A 21129-nucleotide genomic window follows, 5' to 3' on the forward strand; every position below is an offset into this window, starting at 1 on the left:
ATTCGCTCAGATCGCCTCGGCTCATGACTGCCTCCAAAAAGCAGTCTTGAATCAAGCTTCGATCAATTCGTCAACCAATTCGTCCACGCCGCCTAGAATAGTATGTAACAAGTTCTGCAACGGGACCGACGAGATCGTAACATCGGCATCATCCCATGTCGGCATCGTCAGTTCATGCGCCCTGGCAAGTGCGGCCAATCTCGCCTGAACCACCTCGCGAAACTCATCAACCTGCGTAGCCGATCTTGCGCTCAATGAGACGATTCCGTTTGCCAGAGCGAACAAATTTTTCACGCGATGACGCATTTCGCCCATATGGAGCTTTTGTTGGCTTTGAGCCTCCAAGCGCTCGCTGATGTCGCGTGCAATTTTTGATGCACCAATAATAACGCCGTTGTGTTTCGAATAGGTGAAATCGTTAATGAAATATCGATTGGCGTACCATCTCTCCGCTTCCGAATTGTTTCGAAATGATCGACTCGGTTTCCCTTTCGAATTTCGCTTAAAATAGCTGGTTCTTCGTCAAGCCGATCGTCTGGTATCAAGATCGTGACCGGCTTTCCGATGACTTCCTCGGCATGATAACCGAATAGGCGCTCGGCACCTCTATTCCAGCTTCTAATAATGCCATTCAGATCCTTGCTAACGATGGCGTCGTCTGAACCGTCAACAATTGCAGCGAGCCAATCCCGTGGATCGAGATCGGTTTCGCCGAGTTGTGGTTGCGAAGCAGGTGTTACCGACAACAAAATGCGATGTCTGGCGTAAGCCGAACCAAGTCGATCAGAGCCAATTTGGTCTTTATTCTTTTCCATCGTAGGCAACCCATTCTAAAGTCATGAAAGAATATTAATATTTCAGAACACGATATCAATCCCTTAGATCCACGTAATGCGTGAAGTGTTTTCCCTTATTGAAATTCTGGATAATCGCCCGCCATACCGGTTCTTCGCCAAACAATGTGATGAACTGTTCACTGCTAAATATCACCATATCGCGTGAAGAGCACCATGATGTGCTTTCGTCGGTTTATAGCGGTACATTAAAGGACCGATTTTTGACCGTCAGCACGAGCCGTTTCCTATTTACAATGGTAATAGGGCGCCCGAGACAATCCTCAGTCGAAATCATGCTTTCGTCTGGTTTGCTACCGCGTGGACATCAAACGCACTGATTGCCAGTCTAGAAATTCCGCACAGGACTGAACGAATGGACTTTCGTTGAGAGGAAACTTCTCGGCGGTGCGTGTACTCTTAAATCCCTCGTTCCATCGGATTCTCCTATCAAAACTATCGTATGTTTCCATTTCCTTGTCAGGATCGCGGCGGCTACCTTCAGACATCAGAGCGCACTTTCTTGCGCGGATGAACAAATTGAGGGAGATTCGAAGTGGAAGAAAAAAGTGCCCATGAGCATGTTCTGGTTGTTGGTGGCAGTTCTGGAATGGGACTTGCGCTCGCCGAACGATTGCTCTCGGCGGGGGCCAGAGTGACTATTGTCGGCAGATCATCTGAACGGCTTTCCGAAGCCCGCGAAAAGCTCGGTAATTTACCACTTTTGCAAACAACCGCCGCAGATGTCACGCGAGAAGACGAAGTGGTGCGCCTGTTTGGATCGGTTGGCGTACTGCATCATATCGTCTCCACTGCTGCAGATGTGGGCGGCGTCTACGTGCCTTTGCCCGAGATGAACATATCGACCGCACGCCGCGTTATCGATTCAAAGGTGGTGGCACCACTTCTGTTGGCAAAGCACGGTACCCCGCACCTCAAGGCCGCTGGATCTATTACCTTCACATCCGGGATCGCCGCATATCGGCCAGCGCCAAAAGGCTCGGTTGTGGCTGCAATCAACGGCGCAATTGAATCTCTGGTCTACGCACTAGCCGTTGAACTTGCGCCGATACGCGTGAATGCGGTTTCCCCCGGATGGGTCGATACACCAATCTGGGATTCGGTCGCAGGAGAAGGAAAGATCGCAGTGCTGAATACGATGGCCAAACGGCTGCCGGTCGGCCGGATCGGGCAACCGGGCGACATCGCACAAGCGATTGAATCGGTTATGCGAAATGGTTTCATCTCCGGAACAGTGGTCCACGTCGATGGTGGTCAGCGTCTGGTCTGATTGCGAAGAAGTTCTCTGGCAATGGCCAAAAATGCATTTGTCTCAGGTCGATCTACACGCCGGTGTCGCCACATCATTGTAACAGATGTTGCCCTGGCCGTGCCCAGCCAAGGGACGACCACTACACGGGCTGGCTGGACAGCGAGAGCCGATCGGGGCACCAATGCGCAGCCGACGCCTGCCTCAACAAGGCCCCGTATCGAGCCGATACTTGCGAACTCTCCGGCGATTTTCGGCAGTGCGGGCAGCGTTGCCGCGAAAGTCTCGTCGAACATTTTCCTATAAACGCAGCCGGGCGGTGTAACCAGAAAGACTTCATCGGCGAGTTCCGCAGGCTTGATTGCTTCCCGCCCAGCCAATCGATGGTTGGACGGTAAAATAACCAACAACTCCTCTTCAGTCACAGCCTCGCTCCGTAGACCTTTCTCTGCCCACCCATCTCCGAAAAAGAAACTCACGTCCAGATCGCCATGTTTTATTCCATTGCGAAGGCCACCACTGTCTGTTGTCTTAAGTGTCAATTCCACAGCAGGATATCTGCGGCTGAACTCCGCTACTACTTCTGGCAACCAGGTTGCGCAAAGGGTTTCAAGTCCACCAATGACGAGACTTCCCGATATGTCGGCTGAAGTACTGGCAACCGAGGAATATGCTTCGTCAGCCAGGTTGCTCAGTTCGGCTGCATAGCCGAGCAAACGCTGCCCCGCTGCTGTGAGCTTGAGTTTTCTGCGCGACCGGTCGAAGAGCTTTACGCCAAGTTCAGCCTCCAAGGCCTGGATCTGTTCGGTCACGCTCGACTGAGCCAGATGCACTTGTTCAGCTGCGCGCGTGAAGTTGAGTGTATTCGCAACTGCCGTGAAAGTCTTAAGAAAGCGAAGTTGCATGTTTTGCCTCAGAACAGAATGATGTCGACCAAATCTCTAACATGCTATGCTGGAAATATCCGACGCGTAGTCCAAATTGACCGGACCCTGCCTTCATTAAAGGCATGACAAGGCTGGGAAACCGTTCGCCACTTGTTACTAACAGCTTGTTCTGTCCATCGTCATCGGCATCGGCACACAGCTCGGTGAGCGGGCGGTACGGCGTTTCTCAATTCGCGCCACACTGGTCGCGGGCAATTTGGTCGGCGCCGCTTCAATAGTGCCCGACGCTGAAATCGGTAGAAACTGTCTGGTTATCGTTTTGGGCCGTATCATTTCGGTGTGTGCCAGCGCATTGTTTGGACGGCCATGTGGACTGCCGCCACTGGCGTCCTTCCAGAGGAACAGGTCGCCGCCTCAGGCATGGCGTCCACCAGGCTCAGTATCGGCAATTCCAACGGTGTGGCCGCCCTGATCGCCATCGCAATTCGCCATCTGGGCGATCTGGAGGGAGAGGCCCTAGCCGAAGCGATTTCAGAAAGCACTCAGCTTGCATTCTGGCTGGTCGCCGCCGGCATTCTCGTCGGTTTGCTTGCAATTTCCGGGCTGCCGAAGGTAGCTAAGGTCGTTCAAGGAGGATCAAATTGGCCCTACATTCGTTTAGACGAATGTAGGGCCGCATCTCCGGCTGGCTCACCCGGAAATTCATTTGAACGAGCCCATGCCTCAACAACTTACCCAAGCTCCTGACCCATTTCGGTGCCGCGACAATAACAATCACCATATCAGCTTCACCCGCTCACCACTTTCAGCGGCTCGTTCTATCGCATCAATGACCCGATGGATGTTTACTGCGTCCGCGAAGCTTGGCGCTGTATTGGTGCCATTACGTAGGTCGCTTGCCATTCTCGCATAAACGCGTGCGACATTTCCACTTTCAGTCGCCAATGGCCAACCGAGGCGACAGGAGGCAGGTACATCCAGCGGACGCATTGCCTTTTCGTCACCCTGAAGGCCCGAAAGAGAAAGCTGTACCATTTGAGTGTGGCCGGACGAGCCCGAAACTCTGATGTCCCCTCTCGTGCCATGAATTTCCCACAGCAAGCCATCGCCGTTCCTTGGGGCACCGCCACGATAGTGAATTGAGATCGGCGCACCACTGACAAGAATACCGCTTACGAGGACCTCATCGGGCGATGAAACCGGCAGTTTCTCTCCCGTATCTTCTGTGAGAACGTAAGGACGACGTGTTGCCAGTACAGCAGAAAGTTCCGCAATGTGGCCCAATATGTCCCCAAGCGCTGCAATCGTATGCCCAAACGGGATGGTCAACAGAGTTGCGCCGTTGGCATTATCGAGCAAGTAGCCGTAGGTCTTCTTGTTCGGAATGGCCGCAGCTCCCAGTGCGGCACCGCCATAAGCGACCAGGGTCGTCGACAATACCTCACCAACAAAACCATCTTCGATCAGACATTTCAGATATTCGATCTCAGGTGCGACCCGCGCTTGCGTCCCGACAATACCCAAAACACCTTTTGCGCGGGCAAGCCTCGCCATTTCTTCAGCTTCGGACAAACCGTTCCCAAGTGGCCATTCACAGTAAACATGTTTTCCAGCCTCAACCGCTGATCTCACGATCTCGAAATGCGGAGGCACTTTCACTGTAACCGTGACAATATCGACTTCTGGCGCGGCAATAAGCTCGGCAACATTTGCATAAGCCCGAGGCAGGCCATATGCCACCGCAGCAGCTTCTCCACTGGCTTTGGTCGAGTTGACGACACCTGCAATTTCGAAAGTCTCGGAGAGGGCGCGCAATGCGGGAATATGGGCTCGCGCAGCCCAGCTTCTTTCGGGTTGGAGGCCAACAATCCCAACTTTCAGGCGATCTGACAGCATAGCGATTCCATTCTCCATAGAATTAACTTCAATACTGCCCGGCATCTTAAACTGGTTTACTATGTGCAGATATTCGGCAAATATGCAAACATACCTTGAGATTTCGCACAGATGGTAAAATGATCGATTGGGAAGATATCCGGTATTTCATCGCTGTGGCGCAAAATGGAACGCTCTCGGGTGCGGCCCGGAGCCTCAAGGTCGATCATGCGACCGTCAGCCGAAGGCTGGCCGCCCTCGAGACTGCGCTGGAACTACGTCTTGTTGATCGCCTGCCCCGATCGTGTCGTCTTACAGAGGCAGGTAAACTGGTTCTGGAGCGATCAGTCGAGATGGAAGCTGGCGCACTTGCCATTGCCCGTTTGGCGACGGCTGCACGAGTTCCCCTTTCTGGACGCGTCACATTGAGCGCGCCGCCTGCTCTGGTCACCCATCTGCTGGCCAATCATCTGGACAGTTTCAGAAAACAATATCCTCACATTCGACTTTCGCTCTCGGCAGAAGGTCGGGTAGTTTCACTCAGCCGCCGCGAGGCAGACGTCGCCCTACGATTTGTCCAGCCAAAAGAGACAAACAGCGTGGCGCGTAAAATTGGAAAGATGGCGTTCAGTCTCTACGCCCAACGATCTTATGAGCATTTATCCGTCCCGGAGCGCTGGGAGTTCATCGCCTGGGACCAGACCTATCCGGACATGCCAGCCCAGGGATGGTTACTCGACATCATTGGAGATCGGCAGGTGGCCTGTGAACTGACGCATTCAAGTGAGCACCTGATTGCAGCACGGGCCGGCGTGGGAGTAGCGGCCCTGCCCGACTTTATAGGTGAACGAGATCGCGACCTTGTTCGGATCGGCAACAACGTTCCATTCTTTGCCCGCGATATCTGGCTTACGGTTCACAACGATTTGCGCAAAGTTCCAGCAATACGAGCCGTGATGGATTTCTTTACCACAACCGTATCCGACGACGAGTTTCTGCGAATTCGTTGATGGGCGGTCCCCTCCCACTTGGCTGCGGCGCAGTGCCCGGAACCTGTCTTGAAAGGAATTTGTGCTTATGTCGCTGGTTGTCAGTTGATACACGTGTCGTCCCTGGCTGCTGATCAAGCCATCTGATTGCCAGTCAGGGATTTCGCTGCCGACTCCATTCGCAACGCAATCTGTTCGAGCGCAATCGAACTCGCGGGCTATAGAAAGTTTGCCAAACTAGGTCTGTTAATCGATTCAGGACTATCATCGGCCCGCTGCCCTGCCCGGAAGGACCATGTCAAGTGCTGCACCTGCGCGAGGGTATCCTCTTGTAGACCGCAAAGACTATGGTAACATGGTTTCGGCTTTTGAAATGCCGTTGAGCTGGAATGAAAATGCCAGATCTCGCCCATCTCGTGACTTGAGCGCCGTTGTCATGGTCTTTCCACCACGCAGTGCTTTCAGCCATTGAGCATCGACCTTCGCATCAGCATAGCAGCCACCCGCATCGCAGCTTTGCCAAGTGAGCGAACCCACCTGCTTTTCATCGATCAGAATTTTGACAGGATCGGTCAGGCTTACCCCATAGGGCAAAGTGAATGCAGCTGCGGTTTCAGGCTTACCGGCAACACGGGTAAACGATGCTGTTGCCACACGCTGGCTCTGATTGCCCTGTCGCATAACGATGCTCTGCGAAACTTCACATAGCAGCTGTTCCGGCTGCAACTGATTAGAGCATGTCATCAGCCAGAGCGGCGCCGCCGGAGCGGCGTTTTGGTCAGCTTGTTGCGTATCGCCCGCCGCAGCTGGCGGAACCTGCGCCAAGGCAGCAGCAGAACCGCAGCTCATCATTGCAGTCATAGCGATCATCGTTGCAGTCAGTCGGTTCATGGTCTCTCTTCTCTAACGAATATTCTAGAAACGCAGGCCCAGATTCACAGTGGCCGTGTGACCAACCGTGTCGTCGCTCCATTGGCCTTGATAACCAAAGGTCAAACGTGTGGTGTTCTTGGCATCATAGAAAGTCAGACCAGTGTCCACACGTCCGGTCAGATCGCCAGTCTGGCTATAATTGCGGAATGTGCCGTCCGCACTGCTCGCACCGGCGAAGGTTGCGTTGATGAAGACGTCATTCTTATTGGCAAAGCTGACCTCGCCACGCAGATAAGCCTGCATCCACAATGTGCTGGTGATCTGTGTCTCGACGCCCACTTCAAGCGATGGCGTTGCCGCCAACACCCATTGACCCGTGCTGTCCAGCTCCAACCCGTAATTGGTGTTGTTTTCCGAAGCGCTGCCCGAATAAAGATAGCTGGCATCGAAATCGAGCGCAGGTCGCAGATAGACGGCACCACCATCGGGTCGATAGTGATAGGCGGATCCTAGCCTGAAATTGGCCTGGCTGATCCGTTGCTTAGCGGTCGCCGTTCCCCCGATCACGAGATCCCCACCGGGCAAAGCGCCGTAAATATCGATCAGACGTGTGCTGTCATATTGCGCTGTCGCGCCATTGAGAATGCCGTAAAGCTCCCACGGACCCTTATACTTCGACAGAGATACACCCAGCATTGCCCGCTGGCCGTCTGCCGAAAAGCGGTCACCGCTCGTCAGACTGAAATCTTCAAAGCCCGTTCCGAAGCCCAGATAGAGATCCTCCTTGAGAGGCATACGAACACCGGCATATAGACCGGCGGTCTGCGTATCGAAGCTTCTATACTGGAACGAGGCGTTGCGATCCAACGTGCTGGCGCTACCTGTGAACCAGTAACAGCTATGATCATCTCCCATACGGGCTGCGAAATTGTCGTAGCCGCAATCAGCCATCGTTCGCGCAAAGCGATAGCCGGACTGCAAGGCGTCAACCTGCGTCGTGGCATAGTCCTCCGAGCCAAGATTGTCGACCGCATTGAGGACTTCGGCACTGGTCTGCATGTTGGCAATCAGTGCGAACATCGGTCCCATACTGGTTGAACCCTGTCCCGACAGCACCCGTGCGATATGTTCTGCGGTATTGGTCTGATTGCGGTTCATGCCGGGCATATGGAAATCGGCATGCGGGATGAGGTCGATCGTGCTGCCGTCACCAGTCGGTCCATTCAACCCGATTTCATAGCTCATAACCGCCGTGCCAAGCACCGTCGTACCAGCATTGGCGGTTGTTCCGCCTGCATTGATGAGCACCAGCGGACGTAAACGGTCCAACTGATGGAGCACCGGATTCACTGTGCCGGCAATGGTGGCATTGCCGGTGACATTGATCAGATCACTCGCGCCGCCAGCGGCTGTATCCTGACGGAAATAGACATCTGCCGTGTAGGCCGCCGTGCTGCCGAATGTCAAAGAACCGTTGACTACAGTCGTCTGGCTGACATTTTCGGTCACCTGCAGATCCGAAGCAGCCATACGGGCGCTCAAGGCTGTATTTGGCACATAATAAGCGACGCCGCCCAGAGACAGATTGCCGTCGATAGTCAATTGACCCGACGCGCCAAGATTAACTTCATCCTGGGCGTAAAAGGTCGCACCTTGCTGAACCGTTACGCTGTTGGTGCCGCTACCGAGATCGATGTTACCAACCGCGCGGCCATTCAGCGTCACTTGTTCGGAACCGCTTCCCCCGCTGATGATACGATTATTGAGCGCCATCAGGAAACTGTCGGAAGAAAGAGACAGTGTATTGGCCATCCCGCCATCGATCATGATGGCTGCTGTTTCGGAGACAAGACTAGTGGTAGATTGCCCGTTGCTGCCACCGACAATAACGCCATTCAGTGCAATATCGATATTACCTGCGCCGTCCTTGCCTTCAGATTGTGCCAGTACGGCAATGCCGCGTTCACCAAGCGACAGAATATTTCCTGTCAGATCAAGCGCAAGGCTTCCGCCACTGCCTGCGCCGCCAGCGCTACCATGAAACAAACCATCAACACTGCCGCCACCGCCGCCGAGGCTTTGTGCCAATACGCCGATCGAGTCCTTACCCGTCACCATGACGTTGCCGTTATTGGTGAAATCGATTGCACCGCCACTACCGCCATTATTATCCGACAGCAACAGATTGACTGCCGATGGCGCCAGATCCGTTCCAACCAGACCACCGCCGCCGCCAATACTTTGCAGAACGAAGCCGTGGGAGCGGTCACCTGTTGTCGTGATATCGCCGCTATTCTGGAGGGTGATGGCTCCGCCATCGCCCGTTGAACCATCGCTTGCGCCAAGGGTAATCGTGGCCTGATCGAGGCTGGTCAGATAGACTTCACCGCCACCTGCACCGATGGACTGAACGATCTGACCGCTGGCATTATCGCCTAGCGTGCTGACTATGCCGCTCAGGTTTAGGGTGATATCGCCGCCATTGTTGCGGAAGGAAGGATCAGCGCCGAGTGTAACCACTGCCTTGCGCTGACCGGAGCTTCCGTTACCTGATGCACCTGCAATAATCATGCGTCCACCGCCACCGCCGATAGATTGCGCGAGGCCGCCGCTGGAAAGATTGCCGAGTGTCGTGACATCACCAACACGGTTGGCAACCAGATCGCCGCCTGAAGCATCATCTGTGTTGATTGCGCCCAGCATCGCGCTCAAGGCGATATCACCATTGCTGAGCGCGCCGAGTGTCGTCGTCGACATACCGCCGCCGCCACCGATGCTCTGGAGCAACATACCCGCCGAACGATCAGACGTAGTGACGATATCACCGTGGTGCGTCTGGTTCACCGATGCTCCTGCATTTCCATCCACGTCATTGCCGCCCAGCGACAACGAGCTGCTCAAGGAAGCGACTGATGAGCCGCCCGCGCCTTCTTCAGAAGCCGCCGCGAAATCGAGGAATGTATCCACATTGCCGCCGCCGCCATTCACCGACTGGCTGAATATGGCCTGACTGCCCGCACCTGTGACAATGATGTCGCCAGTACTGTTGACCGTAACTATGCCTGCGGTGCCTTGTGTTCCAAGGCGTGCGCCAAGTACTGTCGAGATAACGTAATCTGCCGCCATGGCGGCCGGAGTGGAGATTGAAAGCGCAGCATTGCCGCCGCCGCCACCGACCGACTGCGCGAAAATACCATAGCTGTTCTCGCCGCTGACACGGATCGTGCCACTGTGGTTGACCGTGACATTCCCACCGTCCGCACCATCGCCGCCTGCGCCGCCAATAGCGATCTTTGAGTAGGATTGGCCTCTCGCCTGATTGACCAGATCATTCAGCGACAATGCAACCGCCATGCCGCCATTGCCGCCGCCACCGCCAACAGATTGGGCCAGCACGCCATAAGACTGCGCACCCGATACGCTGATTTCGCCAGTGTTGGTAGCTGTGACATCGCCAGCCGCATTACCGCTGCCACCAGAACCGCCGATATTCAGCGCCATGGTAGGATTGGCTTCCGTTCCCTTCTGCAGGGCCAGACTACCGGTTATCGAGTAACCACCATTGCCGCCGCCGCCGCCAATGGACTGAGCCAGGATACCATGCGCCTTGTCGCCACGGGTAACAATGAGGCCGTCATTGACGACATTGACCGCACCGCCGGTACCGCCCGTGCCACCAGCCCCGCCGATACCGAGCTGCAAGCCCTGTTCCGTATTGGCCGTGCTGGCAGGTTTGGTGACCGTAACGGAAAGAACCTCACCGCCATTACCGCCGCCGCCGCCAATTGATTGGGCGAAGATACCGTGGCCTTCGTCGCCATCAGTTATAATTCTAGCGTCAAAGGCGTTGAAAACGTCCACAGTGCCGCCGGCACCGCCAGTACCACCAGCCCCACCGATCAACAGCGCATTGCGTGTGCTGTTATCGGCATCACTACCAGCAATGATGTTGCGAACATGCTGAGCGTCACCCCCGCCGCCGCCAACAGCCTGGGCAAAAATGCCCGCCGCCTGCTTGCCCTGCGTACCTATATCGCTGGTGTTCGTAACGCTGACATTGCCGGAAACGGCACCCGTGCCTCCCGTACCGCCAATTGCAAGCGTCGACGTGCTGGCAATGGTCGAGCGAAGATTGACAATCGTATTCTCGACTAAGCCGCCTTTGCCGCCGCCGCCGCCAACAGATTGCGCCATTATGCCATGAGCGCCATCTCCAAGGGTAGTGAGAACGCCGCCATTTGCGACGGTGACATCTCCCGAAGACATGCCATCGCCGCCAGAACCGCCGATATTAATCGAGGTCGTTGTGCCGATTTCGGTGCCTTTAACCAGGTTCTTGATAATACCAAGCGGAGATGTGCCCGCTTTTGCATAGCCACCTGTACCACCGGCACCACCAATGGACTGGGCCAGAATACCAATCGAGCCGCTGCCCTCAGTTGCAATGCGCGCAGTGCTCGCCACATCGACATCGCCAGACGTACCGCCACTTCCGCCCGTGCCGCCAATATTCAACGAATAGGACGTGGCCTTCCCGGCGGAGCCGGTTGCACCGCCGCCATTGCCGCCGCCACCGCCAACTGACTGCGCGAAGATGCCATGCGAGTCGTCGCCAAGCGTATACAACAAGCCATCGGCTTCGACCGACACATTGCCTGAAGTGCCGCCTTGACCGCCTTCCAGACCAACACTGACCGAGAAACTGCTACCGGTCTTGTCGCCATCTTTCGGTGTCGTCAAGGAAACTGATGTTGCTGAGGAATTGCCGCCACCGTTGCCGATCGACTGCGCAAACAGAGCATGCGATCGGTCGCCTTGTGTACGTATCAGACTGTCGCTTCTGACCGTGACATCGCCAGCGGAACCGCCAGTACCGCCAACACGTCCGATGGTGATGCCGATATTGCCATCTTCGCCACCTGTGGAGAGCACGTTATAGCCGGCATTACCGCCGCCGCCGCCAACCGACTGCGCGAAAATGCCGTGCGCGTCATCACCAAACGTATCAACGATGCCGGTATTATCAACCGTGACATTACCTCCTGTGCCGCCAGCGCCCGTACCGCCGCCGATAGCCATGCCGAAACCCTTGTTCTTGGAAGCATCTCCCGTTTCAAAGACCAGCCCGGCATTAAATGCAGCGTTACCGCCGCCGCCACCAAGCGATTGTGCGAAGACGCCGTAGCTTCCGTCCTGAAGGGTAACAATATCGCCAAAATGGCTGATATCCACCTGACCGCCATTGCCCGCATTGCCCGCAGAACCACCGACCGCGATGATTGCGGAATTGACAGTTTTATTGCTCCCGCTGCCGCCCCCACCGGTCGAGGTTTCGGCCTTATCAAGCGTGTCCGTAATGCCGGTAACCGCTGACGAATCCACACCGTTATTGACGGTTTCCTTGCGGTCGCCAGCAGAACCGCTATCGCTACCGGAGCCAGTGGTTTTGCTTATACCGAGAACTGCGTTGACCCCGGCATCGCCACCGCCACCGCCAATACTGCTTGCTTCGATACCATGCGCACCAACGCCGTCGGTCAGGATCAGTCCCGCCGACTGAAGCGAAGTCCCTCGCGTGACAGTGACATTACCTGCATTGCCGCCGCTGGTGCCTGTACCACCAATGCCGATACCGACCGGCGTGCTGTCCTTGGTCGCGACTGCTGTTACATTGATACCGCCAGTACCGCCGCCACCGCCGACCGACTGGGCAAAGATGCCACGGGAGTGATAGCCGTTCGTTGAGATGTCGCCGTTTGAAACAACATCGACATTACCAGCATCGGCGCCGACGCCGCCATAGCCACCAAGACCTGCAACGATGCTGAGATCTGTTGCACCGCCGGAACTGTTGGAACTGCCCCAGTTCAACTGTCCGCTGACATTGAGCGCGCCATTACCGCCACCGCCACCGATAGATTGCGCCAGAATGCCGTGCTTCCAGTTACCCTCGACCGCAATCGTGCCTTCGTGGTCAACGCTGACATCGCCCGATACGTTGCCTGCGCCACCCGAGCCGCCAACACCGAATGTAATGGATGGGATCTTGCCGTCTTTGCTGAGGGCTATACCGCCTGAGACGTTCAGCCCACCATTGCCACCGCCACCGCCGATGGATTGGGCCAGAATACCAGCCGAACCTTCAGTGTCAGGTAGTTTGTCATGGCTATTAAACAATCCGAGGTCGACGAACAGTGACTTGAGACCGAATGAATCGACCAGTCCTGTTGTGGTGTCAACCACCGAGTTACCCAACACATCGCGCAGTTTTGTTTCAAAGCTCTGGTCGGTCGGTTTTCCGAAATCGCTGGGATCCGTCGTGACCTGAATGTCGGCGCGCGCGGTAACGCTGACATTGTCCGCGCGGCCCGCATTGCCGCCCATACCGCCAACACCGACGATCAGCGATGTATCCGAAACGATGCCGCCAGAAACATTCATGCCACCATTGCCGCCACCGCCGCCAATGGACTGTGCGAGGATGCCCGAACGTCCCGTACCATGGGCAAGGATGGTGCTACCATCCCCGACATTGACATCGACCGTACCCGCATCGCCACCGACACCACCAAAGCCACCAACGCCGATCAGCACGCCGTAGGACTTGCTGTTATCGGATTGGCCTTCGCCGGGCTTGCTGCTGATTGCAACGCCACCGCTGACATTCAGGCCGCCATCACCGCCGCCGCCGCCAATGGATTGCGCAACAAGACCATCCGCGCCTTGCGTTTCATTGAGCGTGACACTGCCATCGCTATTAATGGTGCGCGGCAGAGCGGTCAGCGCGCCTGTATAGGAAAGGCTGACAGCTCCCGCATCGCCGCCACCGCCGCCAAAGCCGCCGACACCAGCGGAAACGGAAAAGATCGTGCTTGATCCGGACGGCTTGGTCAAAGCAAGAGAACCGGAAATATTGGTACCGCCGACACCGCCGCCGCCGCCAAGGCTTTGAGCCATCAGGCCGGTAGACCGGTCGCCGAATGTATTGACTGTTCCGATAACATCGAGATCAACAGACCCGGCATTGCCGCCCGCGCCGCCAAATCCGCCCAGACCGAGTGATACTGCCGCGCCCGATTGCCCCGTGACGCTGACTGCGCCTGAAACGTTCAGGCCGCCCGTACCGCCACCGCCGCCAACCGACTGTGCCATCACGCCTATGCTCTGATCACCAATGGTGGTGATGTTGTCATGGTCAGCCGTTACACGGACTTTGCTTGTTACATCGCCCGCATTGCCGCCGCCGCCGCCGAACCCGCCCAAGCCGAGCGATGCTGCAGCACCACTTTGTTGCGTGAGGTTGACCGTGCCGGAGACATTCATCCCCCCATTACCGCCGCCACCGCCAAGGCTTTGCGTCACAATGGCCGAACTTCTGTCGCCGATTGTGAGGACGCCGCCGGTCACATCCGAAGCCGTCAGAGCCCCTGCATCAGCACCCGCACCGCCAAATCCACCCAGACCAAGTGCTACTGCCGCACTTGTCTGACGCGACAGGGAAACGGCGCCACTGACATTGAGACCGCCATTGCCACCGCCGCCGCCGAGACTTTGGCTGAGAATACCGATAGATTCGTCGCCCAGTGTTTGCACATAGCCAATCAATGTCTGATCAACAGGCCCTGCAACACCGCCATCGCCGCCAAAGCCACCGATACCTAATCCAAGAGATCCGGAAAATTGTGGCGCGACCGAAAGACCGCCGGAAATGTTGATGCCGCCATTACCGCCGCCGCCGCCAAGGCTTTGCGCGACGATACCCGACGAACGGTCGCCGAACGTGAAGACATTGCCTGAATAGCTGCCGGTGACATCGCCAGCATAGCCGCCAGAACCGCCGAAACCGCCAATACCGACAGCTGCAACACCTGAACCATTGCCCGCAATACTGACCGCACCACTAATGTTGATACCGCCATTGCCACCGCCGCCACCAACTGACTGAACCAGCACACCGGTCGAATCCACGCCAAGCGTGACCACATCACCGGTAAAATCATTGGTCGCTGTATCTGCGTGACCACCGTCGCCGCCAAAGCCGCCGATGCCAATGCCGACAGCACCGCTGTTCTGCGCAGCCAGACTAACGGCACCGGAAACATTGATCCCGCCATTACCGCCACCGCCGCCAAGCGATTGAACCACTACACCAGCCGAACGATCCCCCTGGGTGACGACATTTCCGGTCATTTTTCCAGCAGCGGTCCCAGCATCGCCGCCGCCACCGCCCGAGCCGCCAATGCCGATACTGGCCGCGCCCGATCCATTGCCTGAAAGGCTGACGACACCGGCGATATTGATTGCGCCATTGCCACCACCGCCACCGGCGGACTGGACGACCACACCGCTCGCATCATCGCCCGACGTTTGGACATTGCCGTTGATCGTGCTGTCTGCTGTGGCCGCATTGCCGCCATCGCCACCACTGCCACCCAGTCCAACGGCAACACCGCCAGCGCCTGTACCGGCTGCTGTCACTGTTCCCGATACATTGAGGCCGCCGTTACCGCCGCCGCCGCCAAGCGACTGGACGACCACGCCGCCAGAACCATTACCTTCCGTAATGACATCGCCGGTGAGAACCGATGTGGCATTGCCCGAAGCGCCGCCTGCGCCGCCTGAACCGCCGATGCCGACAGACGCACCACCGGCCCCGGTTCCTGCGACTGCAACAGTCGCCGAAACATTCATGCCGCCATTACCGCCGCCGCCACCAAGTGACTGAACGAGCAGAGCCGTCGAGTTTTCGCCGATTGTGGTGAGATTGCCTGTGACCTTGCTGCCAACGGTGCCGCCTGTGCCGCCCGCTCCCGCACTACCGCCGAGACCGACACCGACTGCACCCGATCCGGTTCCCGCACCGGCACCGGCTGCCGAGACATTGAAGCCGCCATTACCGCCGCCGCCGCCAATCGATTGCGCGACAACTGCCGACGATTGGGCACCATGGGTCAGCACATCATTTTCAACCGTCAGGTCGACCGTGCCACCGTTACCGCCGCCAGCGCCGCTACCGCCCAGACCGACCGAGATCGCACCTGATCCCGTACCTGCACCGGATACCGTTGGCGTGATATTGAAACCGCCATTACCGCCACCACCGCCAACCGACTGCGCCAGGACACCTGTTGAAGCATTGCCGCGCGTTTCAATATTCGCCGTCGTGTGGGCGGTTACCGTTGAACCATTACCGCCGCCAGCACCGCTACCGCCAAGTCCGACACCGACCGAACCTGCGCCAACGCCTGCAACAGACAGCCCGGCACTGACATTGAAGCCACCATTGCCGCCACCGCCGCCAATCGACTGAGCAACGAAGCCAGATGACGCAAAGCCCTCCGTCAGAATCTCTCCGTTAGATGTCGCGTTGGCCGCGCCACCGTTGCCGCCACCCGCACCACCGCCACCGAGGCCCACGCTGACCGTTCCGCTTCCAGTTCCGGCACCGGCAATCGAACCGGAGACGTCGAAGCCACCGTTGCCGCCGCCGCCGCCGATGGACTGCACGACAACGCCTGACGAACGATCTCCTTGCGTCCAGACATAGCCGTTGCTGGTAAGCTTGACCGCGTCGCCCTTTGCGCCCGTACCGCCGCTGCCGCCCAATCCGACACTGACCGCACCGCTGCCGACGCCCGAGCCGCTCATGGCACCGGAAACATTAAATCCGCCATTGCCGCCACCGCCGCCGACCGACTGCGCGAGGATGGCCGTGGAGTCTTTACCTTCCGTCGTTACGTTTCCATCGACAGTTGCCGTGACGGTGGAACCGTCGCCGCCGCTACCGCCTGAACCGCCAAGTCCGACCGAAACCGAACCGCTTCCAGCACCCGCTCCCGATAAGGTTCCCGATACAGAGAAACCTCCATTACCACCACCGCCGCCAATCGATTGCATAACGACACCCGCGGCGCGTTCGCCTTGGGTTCCAACATCGTTATTGATAAGGGCGGTCACCGCGCCGCCCTTGCCGCCAGCACCAGCTGAACCACCAAGTCCAACAGACACCGCGCCTGCACCGGCACCCGCGCCAGCACCACCGGCTGCAACAGAGAACCCGCCATTACCGCCGCCACCGCCAATTGACTGGATCAAAATTGCGCCGGAGTCGTCTGCCTCCGTTGCAACAACGGCATCCACCTGAGCATTCACCGCGCCGCCGTTGCCGCCACCATCGGCCGAACCGCCAACGCCGACGCTAACAGTTCCGGCACCGGCGCCACCACCCGCAAGCCCCGCTGCGATTGAATAACCACCGTTACCGCCACCACCGCCGATTGACTGTGCAACAACCGCAGTCGAAAACTGACCGGTCGTGCGGATCAGGTCGCCACCGGCGATAAGATCAACTGCGCCGCCGGTACCGCCGCCTGCGCCACTTCCACCAACGCCGACACTAATATTTGCCGCAACGCCTGCGCTGCCCGCAACACCGGCTGCAATGCTACCGCCGCCATTGCCACCGCCGCCTCCAATCGATTGAGCAATCAGAGCAGACGAGCTGTTGCCGCGTGTTGTAATATCGGAGTCCGTGTAAACACGGACCAGTCCGCCACTGCCGCCAGCCCCTGCTGAGCCACCAATGCCTACGGACAGATTGCCGGAAAAGAGGAGAGACCCGCCGCCCGTTGCAGCCACCGCGAGACCACCGTTACCGCCGCCACCGCCAACCGATTGAAAAATCATACCGGCGGAGCGCTCGCCCGTGGTCACAACACTTCCGGAGAAGCCCGGCGCAACCAGATTGCCGCTTCCATCGACAGTGCCTACAAGGACTTCACCGCCCTTACCGCCTGCGGCGCCTGATCCGCCAACGCCGACAGCAAGAGAACCCGAAACCGGACCTCCAGCCGCTGCGACTGAAACCGCGTAACCGCCATTACCGCCGCCGCCACCGACGGATTGCAGTATTATGCCTGCTGCGTCCGCACCACCGGTCTGGATAGCGGCATCACCACTACCGTCCAATATGGCAGTTCCGCCGTCGCCGCCGACACCGCCCGATCCGCCCACGGAGATAGAGGCCGCACCGAAAGCGCCGACTGCCACACTGACAGCGCCGCCGCCATTACCGCCACCGCCGCCAACGGACTGCACAAATACGCCGGTTGACCGGTCGCCGGTCGTTACAATCCGGGAAGGCTGGCTGGCATCTGTGTCGGAAAGCGTCACATTGACCTGACCGCCAGCACCACCCTTACCGCCTGTGCCGCCGATAGCAACGCCAACAAAAGCCCCTACTGCACCAGACGAGCCGCCATTACCGCCGCCGCCGCCAATCGATTGGGCCAGGATACCCATTGCGTCCTGGCCGCCCGTGACAATGACACCGTCATTGGTGACGCTGACCGCTGCCCCGGCACCGCCCTCGCTGCCACTGCCGCCAACCGCGACCATGCCTGCGGTCGATCCGCCATCACCACCACCGCCGCCAATCGACTGCGCGATAATCCCGCGAGCGCCGTCACCTTCGGTAACGATACGACCAAGATTGCTAACAGAAACGGCCGACCCGCTACCGCCCTTCGAACCGTTTCCGCCAATGCTCACCAGACCGTAGGCGTTTGTCCCCTGACCGCCGGAGCCGCCAATGGATTGTGCCATAATGCCATCGGCGAGATCGCCTTTCGTGTAGATCGATCCGGTTCCCGCATTCGTCACGCTGACTTCACCACCGGATCCGCCGTTGGAGCCCACGCCCCCAAGGGCCAGCGCAACCAGACCTGCCGCCGTACCGCCAGCGCCGCCGCCACCGCCAATCGATTGCGCCATGATCCCGCGTGAAGCCACGCCGTGCGTTTCGATGGTGCCGCCATTCGTGACGTTAACCTTGCCGCCGCTACCGCCATTGTCGGCACTACCTATGAGCGAAACCAACAGATTGCTGCTCGCCCCTGCAGATCCCCCGGTACCACCGATAGATTGTGCAAAAATGCCGTTTGAGAAATCTTTCTCTGTCAGGATGGTCGCACCGGCGAAGGTTTTGACGTCAACCTGCCCGCCATTCCCGCCATAACCACCGTCGCCCGCAGTACCGACAAGCCCCCACTGATCGCCACCTTGACCGCCATTATTGCTGACGCTCAGAGCATAGATGCCGTGGGCATTCGTTCCGTTGGTGGATATCGCACCGTACTGGTTGACCGTAACCTGCCCGCCATTGGAGGAATGACCGCCAGTGCCGCCGCCAGGTGCAGCATAACCACTGCCACCGTCTCCGGCTTCGCCGCTCCGGCTATAAGCAAATATGCCATAATGATTATCGCCGCTTGTCTGAATCGTGCTTGATGCGGCCTGCGTCGCAAGAACAGTTCCGCCAGCGCCGCCATCACCACCATCGCGACCGCTCCAGAAACTGGCATAAGAATTACCGCCTTTACCGCCATTTCCGCCGACGCTGCCGATTTCCCAACCCACATTGGAAGTCGCGTTGACATTTGTCGCTAAGGTTTTCTCGTTGGTTGGTCCGGTCGCGCCATCCCCACCTGAGGACGGCGGAACGAACAGCGCCCCGGCCCGACCATTGCTGCCATTTTTGCCGTAGTTGACTTGCTTTACGCCATTGGGTCCATTCACATCGACCGGCGGAATGAGCGTTCCTTGAGTGTCAGAACCACTGAAATTGGCTTCAAAATCTGTGGTCTCCTGACCAAGCGGGATCTCTACACTTCCAGATGCAGTGGCACTGGTGACCACAGCCTGACCGCCGGTAATAGAGGCGACCGCAAAAGCGACAGGCGGCGCGTCGCCATTATAGAAAATTTCGCCAGCGGATTTTACCAGGAACGTATAGCCATCCTGGGTCTGAACAAATGCAGTCGTTCCAGCTGTCGCGGTTCCTGCCGGGTCAACGACCAATGCAGTGACGGTGGTCTCCTCCCCAGTCAGTGGATTTGTTACCGTTTGACCAGGCACCGATGTCTTCGACGGTGCGGGCGGTGGGTCAGCAGCAAAAACTGTGGAACTACCAACCGCGAGGTAGATACCTGCCATAACCGCAAACTGCACCGGCAAACCCGCCGACGACCGATGCCCACGCGCACGCTTCCTGTTTTTCATGACAGTCCCACCCGGTCCCGCACCTGCCCCACAATCTCTGTACGCCGCGGCCACGCGTACGAGATTAGTCATGACGTGTCGCACGACACTTCATTATAAGTCTGGATTTCCCCTCAACCTGACTGCCAATACTTAAACCTGACAAATTCAGCAGCGCAGCGGGGGAATATGTTCCAGTATAAGCTTAAAATCAATACGCCAGTTCTACAAACGGCGGAGATTTATGCCTTTCGAAGCCAAAAAAAACAGCCACAAAAAGCCGGTTGCTTGAGTCAACTAAATAAAAATCTACGCTGGCGGCAAAGGGCCAACAATACGGCAAATGTCGTATTTCGTGACAATGCACGCCGAAATGAACTCGATGACGGCGGGACGGGTTATCGAATCCGGGGGAAGGCTAAATTCGCTGACTTGAAATGTGCTGTTCGCTCTCGCTCTTCAGCAAGAGCATGCTCAATTAGGTATATTCGAGTTTTGGGTACACGATCTGAACTCTTATGACGATCTTTATCAAGCGCCCCTTACTTTAACGAAAAGGCGACCTACCAAACGATAATTGTCGGCAAATCTTCCTCGTAGATTGCCAGTCAAGAATTTCGTCAATCACTGGAAAATGAGCCGTCCGCTTAGGTCTGCAATGTCATTAACCTGGCGAGTACACGAAATCGACCCCGTTGGATAACAGCGCAAATATGATTGCATTGCAATTGGCCTTAACGCACGCGCTGATGACCGATATCATTCTTCTCGGTTATCTATAAATGTCAATTCTCGGTAGCTGCCATTGCGCGCTGGCACAACTTTTGTTCGATAGAATGCATCGGCTTTCGGCAGACAGATCGGACCCCTGATAACCCTTATGTCATGCTTATAGTCACTAAAGGGGATGATAATGAGATAGATGAACCGTCGGGTGCGATCAATCAACAAGATGCCGTTGGCATCCTCTGGAACAGGATAACGAGGTGTGACGTCGTAACCACGAAAGTCACCTCTGCCGTGCCGCCATAAAGCTTGCACGGCATTGTCGTATGCTTCGATGTGACAAATTTCGTTCCAATACACTTCTGGAAACATGTCCGAAAAGGCTTCGACCGCTCCAACATTCGATTGGAGCCTAGCGACGATACGCTCACTGTCCAAAGACGGTTGAGAACTGCATCCGGCGAGTAGAAGTGTTGCAGCGACAACCGGTATTATAATTTTTACTTTGATTGGTAACACCCGTCCCATCCCAAATTGACTTAGTTTGCCCAGACGCAATATGGCTCCTAAAAGGTTCCAGTTTCAATGAGCGTCAAAGTCCATTGCGACCGCAATGGGGCCGGACGCTGACCGTCCGC

At 57.1% G+C, this 21129-nt stretch carries 10 protein-coding genes; 3 read left to right on the forward strand and 7 right to left on the reverse strand.

The window, feature by feature from the left end; genetic code table 11:
• Positions 1-51 precede the first annotated feature (51 nt).
• Both FHW00_RS24615 and FHW00_RS20155 read right to left on the reverse strand, forming a co-directional pair.
• On the reverse strand, positions 52-255 hold the full coding sequence (locus FHW00_RS24615) for an HWE histidine kinase domain-containing protein (protein ID WP_445558030.1): 204 nt from the start codon (positions 253-255) through the stop codon (positions 52-54).
• Positions 256-290: 35 nt separating this feature from the next.
• A complete protein-coding gene (locus tag FHW00_RS20155) occupies positions 291-815 on the reverse strand; it encodes a PAS domain-containing protein (RefSeq protein WP_445558031.1) in 525 nt (174 codons plus the stop codon).
• A 574-nt stretch (positions 816-1389) separates the two neighbouring features.
• Here FHW00_RS20155 and FHW00_RS20160 point away from each other — a divergent pair.
• On the forward strand, positions 1390-2124 hold the full coding sequence (locus FHW00_RS20160; RefSeq protein WP_078341258.1) for an SDR family oxidoreductase: 735 nt from the start codon (positions 1390-1392) through the stop codon (positions 2122-2124).
• Here FHW00_RS20160 and FHW00_RS20165 read toward each other — a convergent pair.
• Positions 2109-3008 carry a LysR family transcriptional regulator gene (locus tag FHW00_RS20165; RefSeq protein ID WP_078341259.1) on the reverse strand — a complete coding sequence of 300 codons (900 nt, stop codon included), beginning with the start codon at positions 3006-3008 and terminating at the stop codon, positions 2109-2111. The genes FHW00_RS20160 and FHW00_RS20165 overlap by 16 nt on opposite strands.
• 348 nt (positions 3009-3356) lie before the next feature.
• Here FHW00_RS20165 and FHW00_RS20170 point away from each other — a divergent pair, with 348 nt between their 5' ends.
• Positions 3357-3737: a hypothetical protein gene (locus tag FHW00_RS20170; protein ID WP_139364461.1), complete on the forward strand. Its 381-nt coding sequence runs from the start codon at positions 3357-3359 to the stop codon at positions 3735-3737.
• Between the two features lie 27 nt (positions 3738-3764).
• Here FHW00_RS20170 and FHW00_RS20175 read toward each other — a convergent pair whose 3' ends face one another.
• On the reverse strand, positions 3765-4904 hold the full coding sequence (locus FHW00_RS20175) for a Gfo/Idh/MocA family protein (RefSeq protein WP_445558032.1): 1140 nt from the start codon (positions 4902-4904) through the stop codon (positions 3765-3767).
• 101 nt (positions 4905-5005) lie between these two features.
• Between FHW00_RS20175 and FHW00_RS20180 the strand changes: the two genes are divergently transcribed.
• Positions 5006-5875, forward strand: coding sequence for a LysR family transcriptional regulator (locus FHW00_RS20180; protein WP_078341262.1), 870 nt, complete (start codon positions 5006-5008; stop codon positions 5873-5875).
• A gap of 324 nt (positions 5876-6199) precedes the next feature.
• Here the strand turns inward: FHW00_RS20180 and FHW00_RS20185 are convergent, their stop codons facing one another.
• The 3 genes from FHW00_RS20185 to FHW00_RS20195 form a co-directional block, all read right to left on the reverse strand.
• Positions 6200-6745, reverse strand: coding sequence for an invasion associated locus B family protein (locus tag FHW00_RS20185; protein ID WP_078341263.1), 546 nt, complete (start codon positions 6743-6745; stop codon positions 6200-6202).
• Between the two features lie 24 nt (positions 6746-6769).
• Positions 6770-19786, reverse strand: a complete 13017-nt coding sequence (locus tag FHW00_RS20190; RefSeq protein WP_182514691.1) for an autotransporter outer membrane beta-barrel domain-containing protein — start codon at positions 19784-19786, stop codon at positions 6770-6772.
• 738 nt (positions 19787-20524) lie between these two features.
• On the reverse strand, positions 20525-21049 hold the full coding sequence (locus tag FHW00_RS20195; protein WP_139364434.1) for a hypothetical protein: 525 nt from the start codon (positions 21047-21049) through the stop codon (positions 20525-20527).
• Between the last annotated feature and the right edge of the window lie 80 nt (positions 21050-21129).

It is taken from the genome of Ochrobactrum sp. P6BSIII (genome assembly GCF_014138065.1).
Lineage (GTDB): Bacteria > Pseudomonadota > Alphaproteobacteria > Rhizobiales > Rhizobiaceae > Brucella.

Bases quoted from the DNA above. Each gene is read 5' to 3' on its own strand.
- FHW00_RS20155 (WP_445558031.1), bottom strand. From the start codon at position 815: ATGGAAAAGAATAAAGACCAAATTGGCTCTGATCGACTTGGTTCGGCT.
- FHW00_RS20165 (WP_078341259.1), bottom strand. From the start codon at position 3,008: ATGCAACTTCGCTTTCTTAAGACTTTCACGGCAGTTGCGAATACACTC.
- FHW00_RS20170 (WP_139364461.1), top strand. From the start codon at position 3,357: ATGTGGACTGCCGCCACTGGCGTCCTTCCAGAGGAACAGGTCGCCGCC.
- FHW00_RS20175 (WP_445558032.1), bottom strand. From the start codon at position 4,904: ATGGAGAATGGAATCGCTATGCTGTCAGATCGCCTGAAAGTTGGGATT.
- FHW00_RS20180 (WP_078341262.1), top strand. From the start codon at position 5,006: ATGATCGATTGGGAAGATATCCGGTATTTCATCGCTGTGGCGCAAAAT.
- FHW00_RS20185 (WP_078341263.1), bottom strand. From the start codon at position 6,745: ATGAACCGACTGACTGCAACGATGATCGCTATGACTGCAATGATGAGC.
- FHW00_RS20190 (WP_182514691.1), bottom strand. From the start codon at position 19,786: ATGAAAAACAGGAAGCGTGCGCGTGGGCATCGGTCGTCGGCGGGTTTG.